Source organism: Citrobacter sp. R56, from assembly GCF_016811995.1.
GTDB classification, from domain to species: Bacteria; Pseudomonadota; Gammaproteobacteria; order Enterobacterales; family Enterobacteriaceae; genus Citrobacter_D; species Citrobacter_D enshiensis.
Genome location: NZ_CP069159.1, coordinates 3311873 through 3326554 on the forward strand (window position 1 = coordinate 3311873; position 14682 = coordinate 3326554).

General features: G+C 49.8%; 11 protein-coding genes and 1 pseudogene. 11 read left to right on the forward strand and 1 reads right to left on the reverse strand.

What is annotated here, in order from left to right; genetic code table 11:
• Positions 1-382: 382 nt before the first annotated feature.
• The 6 genes and pseudogenes from JM656_RS15690 to JM656_RS15715 all read left to right on the forward strand — a co-directional run.
• On the forward strand, positions 383-2032 hold the full coding sequence (locus JM656_RS15690; RefSeq protein ID WP_203358577.1) for a sensor histidine kinase: 1650 nt from the start codon (positions 383-385) through the stop codon (positions 2030-2032).
• On the forward strand, positions 2029-2727 hold the full coding sequence (locus tag JM656_RS15695) for a response regulator (RefSeq protein WP_203358578.1): 699 nt from the start codon (positions 2029-2031) through the stop codon (positions 2725-2727). Before JM656_RS15690 ends, JM656_RS15695 begins: the two co-directional genes overlap by 4 nt.
• A gap of 178 nt (positions 2728-2905) precedes the next feature.
• Complete coding sequence (locus JM656_RS15700) at positions 2906-3994, forward strand: ABC transporter substrate-binding protein (RefSeq protein ID WP_203358579.1); 1089 nt, start codon at positions 2906-2908, stop codon at positions 3992-3994.
• Positions 3995-4085: 91 nt separating this feature from the next.
• Positions 4086-5855, forward strand: a complete 1770-nt coding sequence (locus JM656_RS15705) for an iron ABC transporter permease (RefSeq protein WP_203358580.1) — start codon at positions 4086-4088, stop codon at positions 5853-5855.
• Positions 5848-6918, forward strand: a complete 1071-nt coding sequence (locus JM656_RS15710; RefSeq protein WP_203358581.1) for an ABC transporter ATP-binding protein — start codon at positions 5848-5850, stop codon at positions 6916-6918. The genes JM656_RS15705 and JM656_RS15710 overlap by 8 nt, the downstream gene beginning before the upstream one ends.
• A gap of 493 nt (positions 6919-7411) precedes the next feature.
• Positions 7412-8329 (forward strand): annotated as a pseudogene (locus JM656_RS15715) (DDE-type integrase/transposase/recombinase); the annotation flags it as partial.
• A gap of 183 nt (positions 8330-8512) precedes the next feature.
• On the opposite strand, the gene JM656_RS15720 reads toward JM656_RS15715, so the two are convergent.
• Positions 8513-8857 (reverse strand): hypothetical protein, encoded by a 345-nt coding sequence (locus JM656_RS15720; RefSeq protein WP_203358582.1) that lies wholly within the window; start codon positions 8855-8857, stop codon positions 8513-8515.
• A gap of 385 nt (positions 8858-9242) precedes the next feature.
• On the opposite strand from JM656_RS15720, the gene JM656_RS15725 reads away from it, so the two are divergent.
• The 5 genes from JM656_RS15725 to JM656_RS15745 all read left to right on the forward strand — a co-directional run bounded on the left by JM656_RS15725 (position 9243) and on the right by JM656_RS15745 (position 14645).
• Positions 9243-9776, forward strand: coding sequence for a fimbrial protein (locus JM656_RS15725; protein WP_203358583.1), 534 nt, complete (start codon positions 9243-9245; stop codon positions 9774-9776).
• Between the two features lie 88 nt (positions 9777-9864).
• Positions 9865-10500, forward strand: a complete 636-nt coding sequence (locus JM656_RS15730; RefSeq protein WP_238929154.1) for a molecular chaperone — start codon at positions 9865-9867, stop codon at positions 10498-10500.
• A 104-nt stretch (positions 10501-10604) separates the two neighbouring features.
• A complete protein-coding gene (locus JM656_RS15735; protein ID WP_238929156.1) occupies positions 10605-13109 on the forward strand; it encodes a fimbria/pilus outer membrane usher protein in 2505 nt (834 codons plus the stop codon).
• Complete coding sequence (locus JM656_RS15740; protein ID WP_203358586.1) at positions 13066-14112, forward strand: fimbrial protein; 1047 nt, start codon at positions 13066-13068, stop codon at positions 14110-14112. Before JM656_RS15735 ends, JM656_RS15740 begins: the two co-directional genes overlap by 44 nt.
• A gap of 8 nt (positions 14113-14120) precedes the next feature.
• The gene (locus JM656_RS15745; RefSeq protein WP_203358587.1) at positions 14121-14645 is read left to right on the forward strand and encodes a fimbrial protein; all 525 of its coding nucleotides are present in this window, start codon (positions 14121-14123) and stop codon (positions 14643-14645) included.
• The last annotated feature ends 37 nt before the right edge of the window (positions 14646-14682 follow it).

Here is a 14682-nt window from a genome sequence, read left to right on the forward strand (position 1 = left end):
GTCAGTCAGTTATTCTCGCCGGGGCAGAATAAGCACTATACCGTCAGAAGGCTTAAAAGCAACTATGAAACATGATGATGGCCGTGTGTAAATATTTTTTATATACCGTGATTACTGAGTCAACTACAAATTATCCTGGGCTGACTTTCATCGCTAATCGTGCCCTGCTGGCAATACCGTATTTACCGGGATATCTATTGATCTCTAATTTATTTAGCACGTCATAGATGTGGACAATAGAAAATAGCATCATTGCGCGTGACCCTGTAATGACTCAGAGAGTCTAGCCAGCTCACAACTCTGCTTTTGCCTGATTACGCCCTGCATTGGAGCATGGTAGGCTCCGCGGATGTCTCTTTTTTGTATTCCTGCCGCAGGTCGTATGAAACGCAGACTCCCTTTTCAGGTGAAACTTTTTTTGTCTCTGGTGGCCTTTTCCTGCCTGTTATTAATTCTGCTGGGCGCGATCCTGTTTCATTTTATTGACCGGCAACTGCACCACGATCTCGGGCAGCGAGCGCGCGTTCAGGCCAGCGAAATTGCGCTAATGCCGGGGCTTGCAGAAAAAATCGCCGCCCGGGATATCGCCGGCATTGCCCGCTTAATTCAGCCGCTGCGCGCGCAAAGTGACGCCAGTTATATTGTCATTGGCGATGTCAACGAACAGCATCTCTACCATTCAGAGTCCCCGGAGCGTCTTAATTTACCCATGATCGGTGGGGATAATGCGGAAGTTTTACAGGGGAAAACCATTATTTCGGTGCGTAAAGGTGGGATAGGCGTTTCATTGCGCAGCAAATCCCCGGTCTTCAATGCCGATCATCAGGTTATCGGTATCGTCTCGGTCGGCTATCTCACGTCGTATATCGCCAATATTAATGCCCGCATTCTCTGGCAGGCGGGATTATATGGCATCGCCCTTTTGCTTCTGTTGTTTCTCTTTTCCTGGATGTTTACCCGCAATCTCAAAAAACAGATGTTCCGGCTCGAGCCAAAAGATATCGCCCTGTTGGTCCGCCAACAAAAAGCGTTGCTTGAAGCAATGTATGAAGGCGTATTTGCGGTTAACGGCGAACGGCAACTGATATTAATCAACCGAGCCGCCAGAGAATTACTGGATATTCACCAGTCAGAAAAAGAGCTCATCGGTAAACCGCTGGAGAATGTATTACAGACGTCTCCGGACTTTTTTTCTCAGCCTCCAGCCTCAAAAAGCAGCGACCGCCACGACCACATTGCCGTGCTCAATCAGCGCCAGGTGATCGTCAATCGCGTCGCCATTGAACTGGAACCCGGCATTGAAAGCGGCTGGGTATTTAGTTTCCGCGATAAAAACGACATTAACACCCTCAGCAGTCAGTTAAGCCAGGTAAAACGCTACGCCGACAACTTGCGCATCATGCGCCATGAACAGCTGAACTGGACCGCGACGCTGGTAGGCCTGTTGCAGATGCAACATTATGACGAAGCTATTCGCTATATTCAGGCGCAGTCAGAAGGAGCGCAGAAAGTGCTGGATTTTGTCTCGGCCCATTTCGCGTCTCCGGCACTGTGCGGACTGCTGTTGGGAAAATACGTCAGCGCACGGGAGAAAGGCATCGAACTCCAGTTTGACCCCGCCTGCCAGTTAACCCACCCTCCGGCCATGCTCAGTGAAACAGAACTGATGTCTGTCATTGGTAACCTGCTGGACAATGCCGTCGATGCTACGCTAAAAGCCGCCAATCCCGCCGCACCCGTGGAGCTGTATATTTCGGACAGAAATCAGGAACTGCTGATCGAGGTCGCCGACAGGGGCTGCGGGGTGGATGATGCGGCAAAACCCCATCTCTTCAGGCAGGGATTCAGCAGTAAACCCGCCAACGACGATGACATCATAGGTTCAGAACACGGTATCGGCCTGTATCTGGCGGCAGGCTATATTAATAAGGCGGGCGGCAGCATCGAAATCACCAACAACATACCGCAAGGCACTATTTTTTCGGTGTTTATTCCCTACACACATTCCAGTTCGACAGGGCTAAAAGCATGACAAATTCGCGGGCGCTTGATGTCGTCATTGTTGAGGATGAACCCCATCTCGCCGAACTTCATCGCGAGTATATCGAACAGCATTTTCATTTGCGGGTTGTGGGTATCGCCACCACGCTCGAAGAGGCCCGCACATTAATCGGCCTGCATCGGCCACGTCTGGTTCTGCTGGATAACTATTTGCCGGATGGTCAGGGTGTCGAACTTATCGACAGCCCATTGCTGAAAAGTTTCGAGTGTTCAGTGATTTTCATTACCGCGGCAAGCGACATGCAAACCTGTAGTCATGCGATGCGCAGCGGCGCGTTTGATTATCTCATTAAACCGGTGTTCTTCCAGCGTCTGCGCGCATCACTGGAACGTTTTATGCTGCTGGTCAACGCCATGCGCCAGGTGAAGGTGGTCGATCAGCATGCCCTGGATCGGTTGTTCAACCTGCCCACTGGCGAGGTATCTCCCACTCCGTCCACCAAAGGGATTGAATCCAATACGCTGGAGCGCATTAAGCGCTTTTTTACCGACAACCCGGAAAACAACTGGTCGGTAGAAGAGGTGGTGGAAAACGTGGGGATCAGCAAAACCACCGGTCGTCGCTACCTGGAATATTGCGTGGAGGTGGGGTTTATCAGCGTCGAAATGCTGTATGGCAACATTGGTCATCCAAGGCGACTGTATCGCAAAGCAGCAGCCGAGTAATCGGCGACAAAACACCTCGATTTCCTGATCCTTCTTCGCGGTTTTAATGGTGTTAATTGTCTAAACAATGCCCATAATCACACTTCAGAAACGGAACCCTTGCCCCCCTATTGTCTGACTGACGACATACGCTATGTTGACCATTAGTTCCTCAAATGTAACTAAAAGGTTAATTATAATGTCGAACACATTCCGCATCTCTCTGATCGCTACTGCTGTGCTGATCTCTACTTCTGCAATGTCTGCATTACCGCAAGGCTACCCGGCTGACTATCAAAACGTGGTCGATGCTGCGACCAAAGAAGGCAAATTGGTGGTCTACTCCACCACCGATACCAAATCCGCCGACCCGCTGATTAAGGGCTTCGAAGCCACTTATCCCGGTATTAAAGTTGAATACAACGATATGAACAGTACCGAACTGTACAATCGTTTTATCAGCGAACAAGCCTCCGGTAGCGGTAGCGGCGACGTAGTCTGGAGCTCATCGATGGATACCGCATTGAAGCTCGCCGCCGATTACGCGCAGGAATACACCTCCCCCGAGCAAAGACAACTGCCGAAATGGTCTGTCTGGAATAATAAGGCGTATGGCACCACCTACGAGCCGGTGGTTTTCATCTATAACAAACGCCTGATCCCGGCAAGTGAAGTTCCCGACTCCCACGCTGCGCTGGCGAAACTTGTCGCCAGCCAGGCAGACAAATTCAAAAGCAAAGTGACCACCTACGATGTTGAGAAATCTGGTGTTGGCTTTATGCTCTCTGTTCAGGATTCCAAAGCCGATCCGAACTACTTCAAAACGCTGGCAGAGGTCGCCAAAGGTGGCTTAGCGGTGCAATCGTCCACCGGCACCATGATGGAAAGGGTCTCCTCGGGCGAAAACCTGATTGGTTACAATATCCTGGGTTCCTACTCTGAAGCGCGTGCTAAAACCGATCCCTCGCTAGGTATCTCGTATCCCAAGGATTACACCCTGGTCCTGTCACGCGTTTCTTTTATCAGTCAGCAGGCGCAAAACAGCAATGCCGCCAAACTGTGGCTGGACTATGTGTTGTCTGAAAAAGGGCAAAGTATTCTGGCGAATCAGGCTGATATCCCGTCAATTCGTAACGATATCGAAGGGGATAATGACATCAACGGGATGACCAAAATGCTCGGCCAGGCCCTGAAACCGATCCCGGTGGATGAAAGCCTGCTGGAATACCTGCAGCCGAAAAAACGTCTGGAATACATCAAATTGTGGCGCGAAGCCGCCGCCAAATAAGACCTACCTTCACAGAAGCGCGGCCCACCCGGCGCGCTTCGCTTCGCTTTCCTGATGTCGTTATTCTGGGTTTCGGAACCAGGGATACACTATGAATGCAATACACAGAAAGTGGCAAAGTCTGCCGCGTGGCGCGGTGGTACTGATAACGGCATTGGTTATCTATATTCCACTGTCGTTCATTATGATACAGAGTTTCTTGTCAGCCCCCTTCTTTTCCCCGACAAAAGCCTGGAGCCTTGAATCCTTTGGCTTCATTTTCACCGATCCTGATTTCTATAAAGCCCTCAAAAGCGGCTTTATTCTCGCTTTCGGCCTGGTGGCCATCGCCATCCCGCTCGGCGGCGTGCTGGCCTTTCTGATGGTACGCACCGATTTGCCCGGTCGACGTATCATTGAACCGCTGATTCTGGTACCGATTTTTGTTTCTCCGATGGTGCTGGGGTTTGGTTATGTGGTGGCGGCCGGACCGGTGGGGTTCTTCTCTTTATGGGCGCAGTCACTGATTGGCTTTGTGCCGTGGAATATCTACGACATGTCGAGCATCGTGGTGATTGCGGGTCTGACGCATGTTCCCCACGCCTATCTTTACATCTCATCGGCATTACGCAGCGTGGGTTCCGATGTTGAGGAAGCCGCGCGTGTCACAGGCGCATCGCCGCTTCAGGTGATGACGTCAGTCAGTCTGCCGATGGTTCGCCCGTCGATTCTGTACGCGACCGTGCTGCTGTTTTTCCTCGGACTGGAAGTGTTTGGTCTGATGCTGGTGCTGGGCGATCCGGAAGGCAATATGGTGCTGGCGACCTATTTGTACCAATTGACCAATAAACTCGGCACGCCGTCTTATCACCTGATGGCCGCCGTGGCGGTGGTATTGATTTGCATAACTGTTCCGTTGGTCATGCTACAGCGTCGCCTGATGCGCACCGCCAACCGCTTTGTCACCATGAAAGGCAAAGCCTCCCAGGCGCGCGCGTTACCGCTGGGGAAATGGCGCTGGGTCGCCGGTGGCGTCGTGGCGTTCTGGCTGACCGTGACCATCGGCGTTCCGTTGCTGGGGGTCGTGCTGCGCGCCTTTATCTCCAACTGGGGCGTTGGGGTATCCCTTTGGGATGAACTCTCACTCAGCACCTTCCGTACTATCTGGTCACAGCCTAACCTGCTGCGCGCCATTGTGAACTCCATGTCTATCGGCGTGGTTGGCGGCGCGCTGGCGGTTGCCTGTTATCTGTTTGTCGGTATCGCCATGCACCGTAAACCCGACAGCACCACCCGCTTTTTGGATTACAGCGTACTGGTGCCACGCGCAGTACCCGGTCTTCTCGCGGGCCTGGCATTTCTGTGGGTGTTTCTGTTCCTGCCGATGTGGCTCGATAACGCCCTGAAATCCGGCTGGCTTTCCGGTATGCCGTGGTCGCAGTGGCTGCGCGATAACCTGATTGTCTGGCTGCGTGGGATTCGCAGTACCATTTTCAGCGTTTGGCTGGCGTATACCGTGGTGTGGATGGCATACGGGCTTCGACTGATCTCTTCAACGCTACTGCAAGTGGGGCCAGAGCTTGAAGAGGCCGCACGCAGCACCGGCGCCACACGCGGGCAAATTACCCGCCACGTGACGATCCCATTATCGCGCTACGGTCTTATCGGCTCATGGCTACTGATGTTCCTGATCTTCGAGCGTGAATATTCAACCGGCGTATACCTGCTTTCGCCAGGCACGGAAACCATTGGCTCAATGCTGGTTTCCCTGTGGGCGGCGGGCGCGATTGATATCGTGGCGGCGCTCTCCTTTATTAACATCCTGCTGGTGGTGGTAGGTCTGGGTATTGCCCTTCGCTTTGGAGTCAAATTACATGATTGAATTATCGGTCGAGAACCTGCACTTAACCTACGGCGACAATCCGGTGTTAAAAGGGGTGTCCATGAACCTGAAGCGCGGCGAGGTTGTCTCTTTGCTCGGCCCTTCAGGCAGCGGCAAAACGACGTTGCTGCGGGCGGTCGCCGGGCTGGAAAAACCCACCCAGGGCGCCATTGTCATCGGCAAAAGCAAAGTTTACGACGGCACACCGCGCAGCGAGATCCCTGCTGAAGAGCGTAATCTTGGGCTGGTGTTTCAGTCCTATGCGCTGTGGCCCCATAAGACCGTTTTTGAGAACGTGGCGTATCCGTTGAAACTGCGCAAAGTTGCCGCAAAAGAGATCACTCAACGGGTTCAGGGTGTCCTGGATCAACTGGGTCTCGGTCATCTGGGTAAACGTCATCCGCATCAACTTTCCGGTGGCCAACAGCAGCGCGTCGCTATTGGTCGGGCACTGGTCTATAATCCCCCCGTCATCCTGCTCGATGAACCGCTGTCGAATCTGGATGCCAAACTACGGGAAGAGGCCCGCGTATTCCTGCGTGAACTGATCATCAATCTGGGCTTATCCGCGCTGATGGTGACGCACGACCAAAACGAAGCGATGTCCATTTCTGACCGGATCCTGCTGCTTAATAACGGCAAGATTGAACAACAGGGTACGCCGCAGGAGATGTACGGTAACCCGAAAACGTTATTTACGGCGGAATTCATGGGCAGCAATAACCGCCTGCACGGCAAAGTCACTGAACTTCGTGATGGCAGAGCGCGTATCGAAGGGTCCGACTGGACATTATGGGGACACGCGGGCGAAGGCGTGCAAGTGGGTCAACCCGGTACGGCGGTGATTCGTGTAGAGCGTGTCGCGTTAGTCGACGGTCCTGGCGAAAATCAGCTTGAGCTGCCTCTGCTCACCAGCATGTACCTTGGCGATCGCTGGGAATATCTTTTCCGCACTTCCGGGGATGATTTTGTCATCCGGGCTTATGGCAATGACGTTCGCGATCCGCAGCATTGCCACCTGGCGTTACCGGAAAAACATGTCTGGATCTTCCCGAAATCCTGATACCGCAAGGGAGCGGTATTTGCCGCTCCCTGACGTTGCAGACGATGGGAAGACAACGTTAAGACCAACAGGTAAAACTTGATACGGGGAGCGCTAGGCAGATTTAGAGAATCCTGGCGCGCTAAACTCTGAATTTGAGGCATAAAAAAGACGTCATCTGACGTCGAAATGGCCCTGCAGGATTAAACATAAACCAATAAATTATTGTATTTTAATGACAAAAATGACTTACATTTATTTAAATGCCCCCAATAATGCCCCCAATTTTTTCCCATGACCTTTTCAGCTCGTTTCCCATCCCCATTGCAGTACAGGACACTTAAGGTGCAGCACAAAGCTCCTATCAGGTCACAAACTCAGGGCCCGGTTATGCCCGGGAAATACCAGAATCGGACGACAGGTCAATACAAAGGATTCTGAGCCAATCCCAGCACGGGTCAGTCTGATCCGGTATTTGGAAGTATATTAGAATGAGTATCCCAACAGTTGCCAGGCTATCTCCGACACCATCTTCTATACATGACGTAAAAATTTTGACGTTATGGAAGTACCGGAAGTTAAGCGTCTGAAGACTCTCGTAGAAGAGAACGCCCGCCTGAAGAAACTGCTGCCAAAGTCATGATGGATTAGGGAGGCGGACGCTTCAGGTGGCTCTGGGGCGAAAGTATTGACGACAGACCTGAAGCGGGAAGCTGTGGTAGGAGTGTGACACAACGGTTCAGTCGCAACGTCGGGCTTGTCGTTGTCAACATGTCGTTATGAGCCGCAGCGCCCGGCAGTTGATGCGATTTATCCAGACGCATCACTGAACTGGCACTTGAACGCTGGTGTTCTGGTTACCGCCGCATATGGCAGCTCCTGCGACATGAAAGTGTTCATGTAAATCACAAGCGGTATACCAGCTTTATCATTTGAAAGAGCTGGGGGTAAAGCGCAGACGACATCGCCGTAAAGGGCTGGCAACAGAATGCCTACCGTAGCTCCGTCCGGCGGAATCTAGTTTGACCCAGGCAATCGACTTTGTCATGGATGTACTATCCAGCGTCGTCGGATTAAGTGTTTGACCTGTGTGGATGATTTCACGAAGGAGTGCCTAACGATCAGCGTCGCTTTCGGAATTTAAGGTCTTCAGGTGATACGCATTCTGAACAGTATTGCACTGTTTCGTGTTTTTCAGACGACAATAAGGACTGATCAATGTCCTGAATTTACCTGCCGGGCGCCGGACCAGTGGACCTTTGAACATGGCGTGAAACTGCGGTTTATTCAGCCAGGCAATTCGACACCGAACGGATTTGTTGAGAGCTTTAACAGTTCGTCCGGCTTCAACCGACTTAATCACAGCGATGATCTGATGCTCAGTAAAACGGGTTTTACGCATAGCGATCTCCTTCGTTGGCAGATTGATTATGCCGGATGATCTCTAAATGTGAATGGCTCGATTATACGGGATACTTACAAACCTACATTACTAACTGACGACTGTATCTAATACTGGGGGCAGGTCAGTCCATCTATCGTGTTAGGTTTTGAATAAACACTCGTATGTTAAATATATGGGGTTTTAAAGTAAATTTAGCTGAGCTCTCATGAATCATAGAGAGGAATGTTTCTCACGGTAAAGGGTGTTAATCCAATGTTTGACAAGATCTTCTCCTACGAATATAACTCCATGGCTATCATCTGAGCGTATCGGTATACATGGGTAGCATTCTGGCCTTTCCTCTTCGAGTACACTTCTCACTTCCTCATAAGAAAACATAGTAAAATCAAAATGATTGAGATACCACCTTTCAAATTCTTTATCGGAATGAAGTAATATAGCGCATTGATTAATGCCTGTTGCCGATACGTTTGCCTTCCTGAAAGTGTTCATTTTCATACCTTTTTTCAAAATTTTAAAAAATGATAGTTTAATAAAAAAATCAATAATAACCATGATATTTTCTGTCCAAATTCGGACTCAAAAATGACTAGAACATTATTCAAACAGGATAAATAATACTTTCCTTGAATGATTCAGCTTGCTCTATCATTGTTTGTAGCATGGTGTAAAAAATACAGTCTTTAATGATTATAGGGGAACCCCATAACTGTTATGTGTTTATCATTTCTTGGTTGGATTACGCATCGGAAATAGTGTTTTAAGTCCAATTTTGGACCAGAAACAACTAGAACTTTTTTCATACAGGAGAAATAATGTTTTTCATAAAGCTCAATTTATTCAGCCATTCTTCACAATATAGGATGAGTCCCATAAGCTTTAGTGATTGTGGTGAAAAAACCATAATTGTTAGTGATTATTTTTATTACTAGGATTACGCATGAATAATAAATTCAGATTTATAAGATTTATTGCTCTAAGTGCCTGCCCACTATTTATATTTGAGGCACAGGCCTTTGATGGAACAGTAAAATTCACCGGTAATATTCTCGACGCAGCCTGCATTGTGGATATTGGTGAAAACAGCACGATCCCCGTCCCGTTGGGTGATATCCAAAAATCATCTTTTACAGGTGATGGCTCTCTGGCGGCAACCACCAAATTCACTGTAAAACTGAAAAGTTGCCCAGCAGGCGTTGATCAGGCAACGGTCAAATTCAGTGGGACCTCCTATCAGGGCGATGACAACTTCATCCAACTGGATCAGGCGGCAGATGTGGCAACGGGCGTAGCCATTCAGATTAAGGATGCGACACAAACTATCGTTCCACTGATGGTCGATTCACAGCCATATACGTTGTTGCCTGACGTCGTAAATGATCTGGATTTTTACGCCAGCTATGTGCAAAAAGGAACTACTGTTGTCAAGGGAACGGCAAACGCAACCGTCAATTTCACCGTCGATTATCAGTAATAATCGCGGGAAATGACGATACGATCTACCTTTTCCTGGTAACCTTGTTATGAAAACTATATCCACACTCCTGCTTGCGGGAGTGTTAATGAATACCGTATCTGCACATGCTGGCGTCAGCATTGGTGGCACCCGTCTGCTTTTTAGTGGCGGCAAAAAAGAAGCCTCGCTCACTGTTAGTAATCAGGAATCTTCTCCTTATTTAATACAGTCATGGGTTGATCCACTGGACAACAGTGCGACCAAAGTGCCCTTCGTGATTACACCGCCGCTGTTTCGTCTTGATGGTCAGCAACAAAATATTCTGCGTATCGTAAAAACGGGAACTGTGCCTGAAAATCAGGAATCCATGTACTGGCTAAGTGTGAAATCCATTCCTTCAGCCGCAGGAAAGCCGCAGGCCAATACGTTGCAAATTGCGGTACGCACCCGAATTAAGCTGATTTATCGCCCTGAGGCTCTGAGTGACAGCACGCCAGAGCAGCAAGCGGAGCACCTCATCTGGACACGTAGTGGAGATAAACTGTCGGTCAAAAATCCGTCCGGTTATTACATCAACTTTAATGAAATTGCGCTTAACGGCAGCAAAATTAAGAAAGTGACATGGGCGGCTCCGAATTCAACAACCCTCTTGACTCTGCCTGTAAATAAAGGTGGACAACTAACATGGACAGTGCTGAATGATTTTGGCTCTGCGGGTAAAACGCATAAAACTCAAATTTAACAACACGTAAATTCATTAAAGGTTGCAAATAAATGATTAGTTCGGGATATCCCTTATTTTCGCGGGCGGCTGTTGTTTGTCTAATTTCTTTGTTAATTCAGGGAATGACGGCAGAAAACGAAGCACATGCCGACGAAAATAACATTTGGTTTAACCCAGCACTATTATCAATAAGCAACCCGAATCCGCAGCAGGTTGATCTCTCCGTGTTCCAGGATGGCGCACAACCACCGGGGAAGTATCGGGTCGATATTTATCTCAACCAAGAGAAAGTCGACACCGATGAAATTGTTTTTACGCTGCACAAGTCCGCAGACGGAAAGAACAGCCTCCAGCCGTGTCTGAATGTAGCCACCTTGAAGAAATACGGTGTTAAAACCGATCTTTTCCCGGAACTGGCTGATCAACCCTGTGTTGATCTGAACATCATCCCCAACGCGAAGGCCACATTCTTGTTTGGCAATCAGAAACTGGTGCTTGATATCCCGCAGGCAGCCCTGGTGACAAACGCGCGCGGCACCGTTGACCCAGAACTTTGGGATAACGGAATCACGGCATTTTTGCTCAATTACAGCGTGTCAGGACAAAATTCATTTGCGCGGGATGGTCGCAGCCAGGATACCAGTAGCCAGTACGCTAACCTGCGCCCCGGCTTCAATATTGGCCCATGGCGCTTTCGCAATTATTCCACCTGGGAGCGGGATACCGAAGGAAAAAGCCGTTTCGATAACGTCTATGACTATGTACAGCGCAATATTGTCTCGCTGAAAAGCCAACTGACGATGGGTGACAGCACCTCCCCTTCTGATGTGTTTGAGAGCGTGCCGTTTCGCGGTGTCCAACTCGCTTCAGATGACGATATGCTACCTGAAAGTCTGCGTGGCTACGCGCCCGTGGTCAGAGGCATCGCCCGCACCAATGCTCAGGTTGTAATCCGTCAAAACGGGTATGTCATTTATCAGAACTCTGTTTCACCGGGCGCATTTGAAATCAGCGACATGTACCCTTCCGGAGGTTCCGGCGACCTGGATGTTACCATTAAAGAAGCTGATGGCTCAGAGCAGCATCTCACTGTTCCGTACGCTTCGGTGCCGGTGCTGCAACGAGAAGGCCGTTTTAAATACAGTCTGACTGGCGGCCAATACCGTTCTTATGACGATGCGGTGAACAACTCGAAGCTTATTCAGGGCACGGCAATTTATGGTCTGCCTTGGGGGATCACCCTCTACGGCGGTATTCAGGCGGCAGAACATTACCGCAGCGCCGCGCTGGGTATCGGCAAAAATATGGGCGGGATCGGTGCGGTTTCTGTCGATGCAACTCAGGCAAAAGCCTCTCTACCAAATGGACATGAGTCACAGGGAATATCCTGGCGCATTCGCTACAACAAAAACTTTACTGAAACGGGCACCAACTTCGCCATCGCAGGCTATCGCTACTCCACCAGCGGCTACTACACGCTGCAGGAAACGCTCGATAGCTGGCGCAATAACGGAACGCTGGATGATCAAGACCTGAATCGCTCACGCAACCGGGAAGAGCTGACCGTCACGCAAACGCTCAGTGACATCCTGGGAAGTCTGACAATTTCGGCTATTCACGAATCACACTGGAACAGCCATAAAAGCACGATTTCGCTTGAGGCCGGGTATAACAACTCATGGCACGGCATCAGCTATAACCTGAATTACTCATGGAATAAAAACAGTGCCGCAGGAGGGGATAATGATGGTCACGCCGTGTACGACACTGACCGGGTTATCTCCTTCAACGTGAGTATTCCGCTCAGTAATTTCCTGTCCGGGCACACAATGAATGCCAACTACAGCGTCAACAGCTCAAAAGAGAGCGGCGCCAGTCATTCAGTCGGACTTAGTGGCACCGCTCTGGAAGACAACAACCTGAGCTGGAACCTGCAGGAAGGGTTTGCCAGCAATCAGTCCGGCACAACGGGTAATCTGAATGCGGATTATCGCGGCACCTATGGCGAGCTCAATGCCGGTTATGGCTATGATGCCTACGCACAACGGCTGAACTACGGTATTTCCGGTGGTGTACTGGTCCATCAAGGCGGAGTGACGCTAAGCCAGCCGTTTGGGGAAACCATCGCGCTTGTCAATGTGCATGGTGCGCCAGGGGTAAAAATTTCCGGGCAAACCGGGGTGCAAACCGATTATCGGGGATTTACGGTGGTCCCGTATGAATCTGCCTATCAACGAGATGACATCGGTATTGATGTTGAATCCCTCGGCGACGATGTCGATATTACCCAAACCAATAAAACGGTTGTCCCAACTCGCGGTGCCGTCGTTCGCGCTGAATTCGATGCCCGTGTCGGTAATCGTGTCTTAATGACGCTGAAATTGGCCGATGGAAAAGTCGTGCCCTTTGGCGCCACGGTGACGACGGACAACGCAGACAGCGCAGTCGGATTTATCGTCGGTGATAACGGCGTGGTCTATTTAACCGGCCTGATGGATACAGGCAACGTCATGGCGAAATGGGGCTCGGCCCAAAACCAGCAATGTGTCGCACATTATCAGCTACACCATAAAAACAGTCAGGATGACGCTGCTGGCCCACAAATTAATGAAAGTGAGTGTTTGTAAGATGAAGAAATTTCTTTCGGTACTTTTTATTTTTCTATGCTCGAGCGTTTTTACTCAATGCTTTGCAGATGAATGCCATGACAGCGTGGATGGGGGGCCGGTCAAAAGCCAGACTCTGCTCATGGTTAACAGTGCGCGAACGATTAACGTTCAACCCGATGCCGTAGTGTCAGTCTGGCCTATAACTTCGTATGACACTGGAAGTAACGCTCAGTATTACCACATAACATGCGACAGTACGATAGTCTTCAAAATATCCGCTCTGGCTGTCGATTCTGGATACAAAAACAGCTACGGATGCGCAATATATAAAACACCAGTTAGGGGTATCGGATTCGTTGTATCATTCAGCAGCATAGCGAATTGCAAAATAGCGGGTCCTGGCGCCACATGGTCACAAAACGTTAAGAAGATCGATGATAATAGTAGACCTGTTGTAAAAATGGAACTTTATATTATTGGTCAGCCGGAATCGGGGGTTTTAGATGGTGGGGTTTTTGCAAAGGAAACTCTGGTAAATATTAACCAGACTATAGTATCCGTTACGTTTGGTGGCCCAGTAACGATAAATGTCGCAGGTTGTAGTATGACCAGCAATAACATTTCTATTCCGCTTGGCGATGTTCCCGTTGGACAATTTACTGCCCCAGGCACAACCGCTGGAGAACATGATTTTACGGTAGGCTTCAAATGCAATGTTGGTATTAATGCACCGTCCGTTTCGCTGGAAGGAACTCAAAGCGCTGAAACCGGTGACCGTACTGTTTTAGCGTTAACTGACGCAGGTCGCGAGGACACCGCGACGGGTGTCGGCGTGCAAATTATTTCTGGCTATACGCTGACGCCATTAACTTTGGATGGCGACAATGTTTCACTGAATTATCCTGTGACCAAAGGACAAACCCAAAATTATGAATTCAAGGCGCGTTATTACCAGACCAGAGAAACCGTGACGCCGGGAATAGCCAACGCCACCGCCACACTTAATATTACCTATCAGTGAGAGCAGGTATGAATTTACGTTACTACACCTTGCTCGCGCTATTGATGATCTCCGGGTCTGGCTATCCTTTCAGCCACCCTTTGACCGAGTCTACCACGCTATGGATCACCGGGCGCATTACGTTAGGCCCGTGTATTGTCGATAATACCACCGCCAACCAAACGGTTGATCTGGGTACAGCATTTCTGGACAGCAATCTGGCGGCAAATCACGGCAGCGAGTGGAAGACCTTTCATCTGGATCTCAAATCCTGCCCGGTGGGGCTTTCAACGGGAACGGTAACGCTGAGCGGCCCCCCTGCGGACCAGGGAATTGCCTTTGCCAACAGCGGAAGTGCTCATGGCATTGTGCTGCAACTCAGCAATTCTGACCACTCGGTGCTTTACGGCAACGGAGACAGTGTGACGCAGACAATCGATGCCAGCAGAAATGTGCAGTTTGAATTTGCAGCCCGCATGTACAATCCAGGCAATATTCAGGCCAGCAAAGGAGATTTTTCTGCCGCTATTCAGGTGGATTTTACTTATCAGTAACAATCAATATATCCACACCGTGTTCTTGAATCACACT

Excerpts from the sequence above, each read along its gene's own strand:
- JM656_RS15745 (WP_203358587.1), top strand. The coding sequence starts at position 14,121 with ATGAATTTACGTTACTACACCTTGCTCGCGCTATTGATGATCTCCGGG.
- JM656_RS15725 (WP_203358583.1), top strand. The coding sequence starts at position 9,243 with ATGAATAATAAATTCAGATTTATAAGATTTATTGCTCTAAGTGCCTGC.
- JM656_RS15735 (WP_238929156.1), top strand. The coding sequence starts at position 10,605 with ATGACGGCAGAAAACGAAGCACATGCCGACGAAAATAACATTTGGTTT.
- JM656_RS15730 (WP_238929154.1), top strand. The coding sequence starts at position 9,865 with ATGAATACCGTATCTGCACATGCTGGCGTCAGCATTGGTGGCACCCGT.
- JM656_RS15695 (WP_203358578.1), top strand. The coding sequence starts at position 2,029 with ATGACAAATTCGCGGGCGCTTGATGTCGTCATTGTTGAGGATGAACCC.
- JM656_RS15740 (WP_203358586.1), top strand. The coding sequence starts at position 13,066 with ATGACGCTGCTGGCCCACAAATTAATGAAAGTGAGTGTTTGTAAGATG.
- JM656_RS15705 (WP_203358580.1), top strand. The coding sequence starts at position 4,086 with ATGAATGCAATACACAGAAAGTGGCAAAGTCTGCCGCGTGGCGCGGTG.
- JM656_RS15690 (WP_203358577.1), top strand. The coding sequence starts at position 383 with ATGAAACGCAGACTCCCTTTTCAGGTGAAACTTTTTTTGTCTCTGGTG.
- JM656_RS15710 (WP_203358581.1), top strand. The coding sequence starts at position 5,848 with ATGATTGAATTATCGGTCGAGAACCTGCACTTAACCTACGGCGACAAT.
- JM656_RS15720 (WP_203358582.1), bottom strand. The coding sequence starts at position 8,857 with ATGGTTATTATTGATTTTTTTATTAAACTATCATTTTTTAAAATTTTG.
- JM656_RS15700 (WP_203358579.1), top strand. The coding sequence starts at position 2,906 with ATGTCGAACACATTCCGCATCTCTCTGATCGCTACTGCTGTGCTGATC.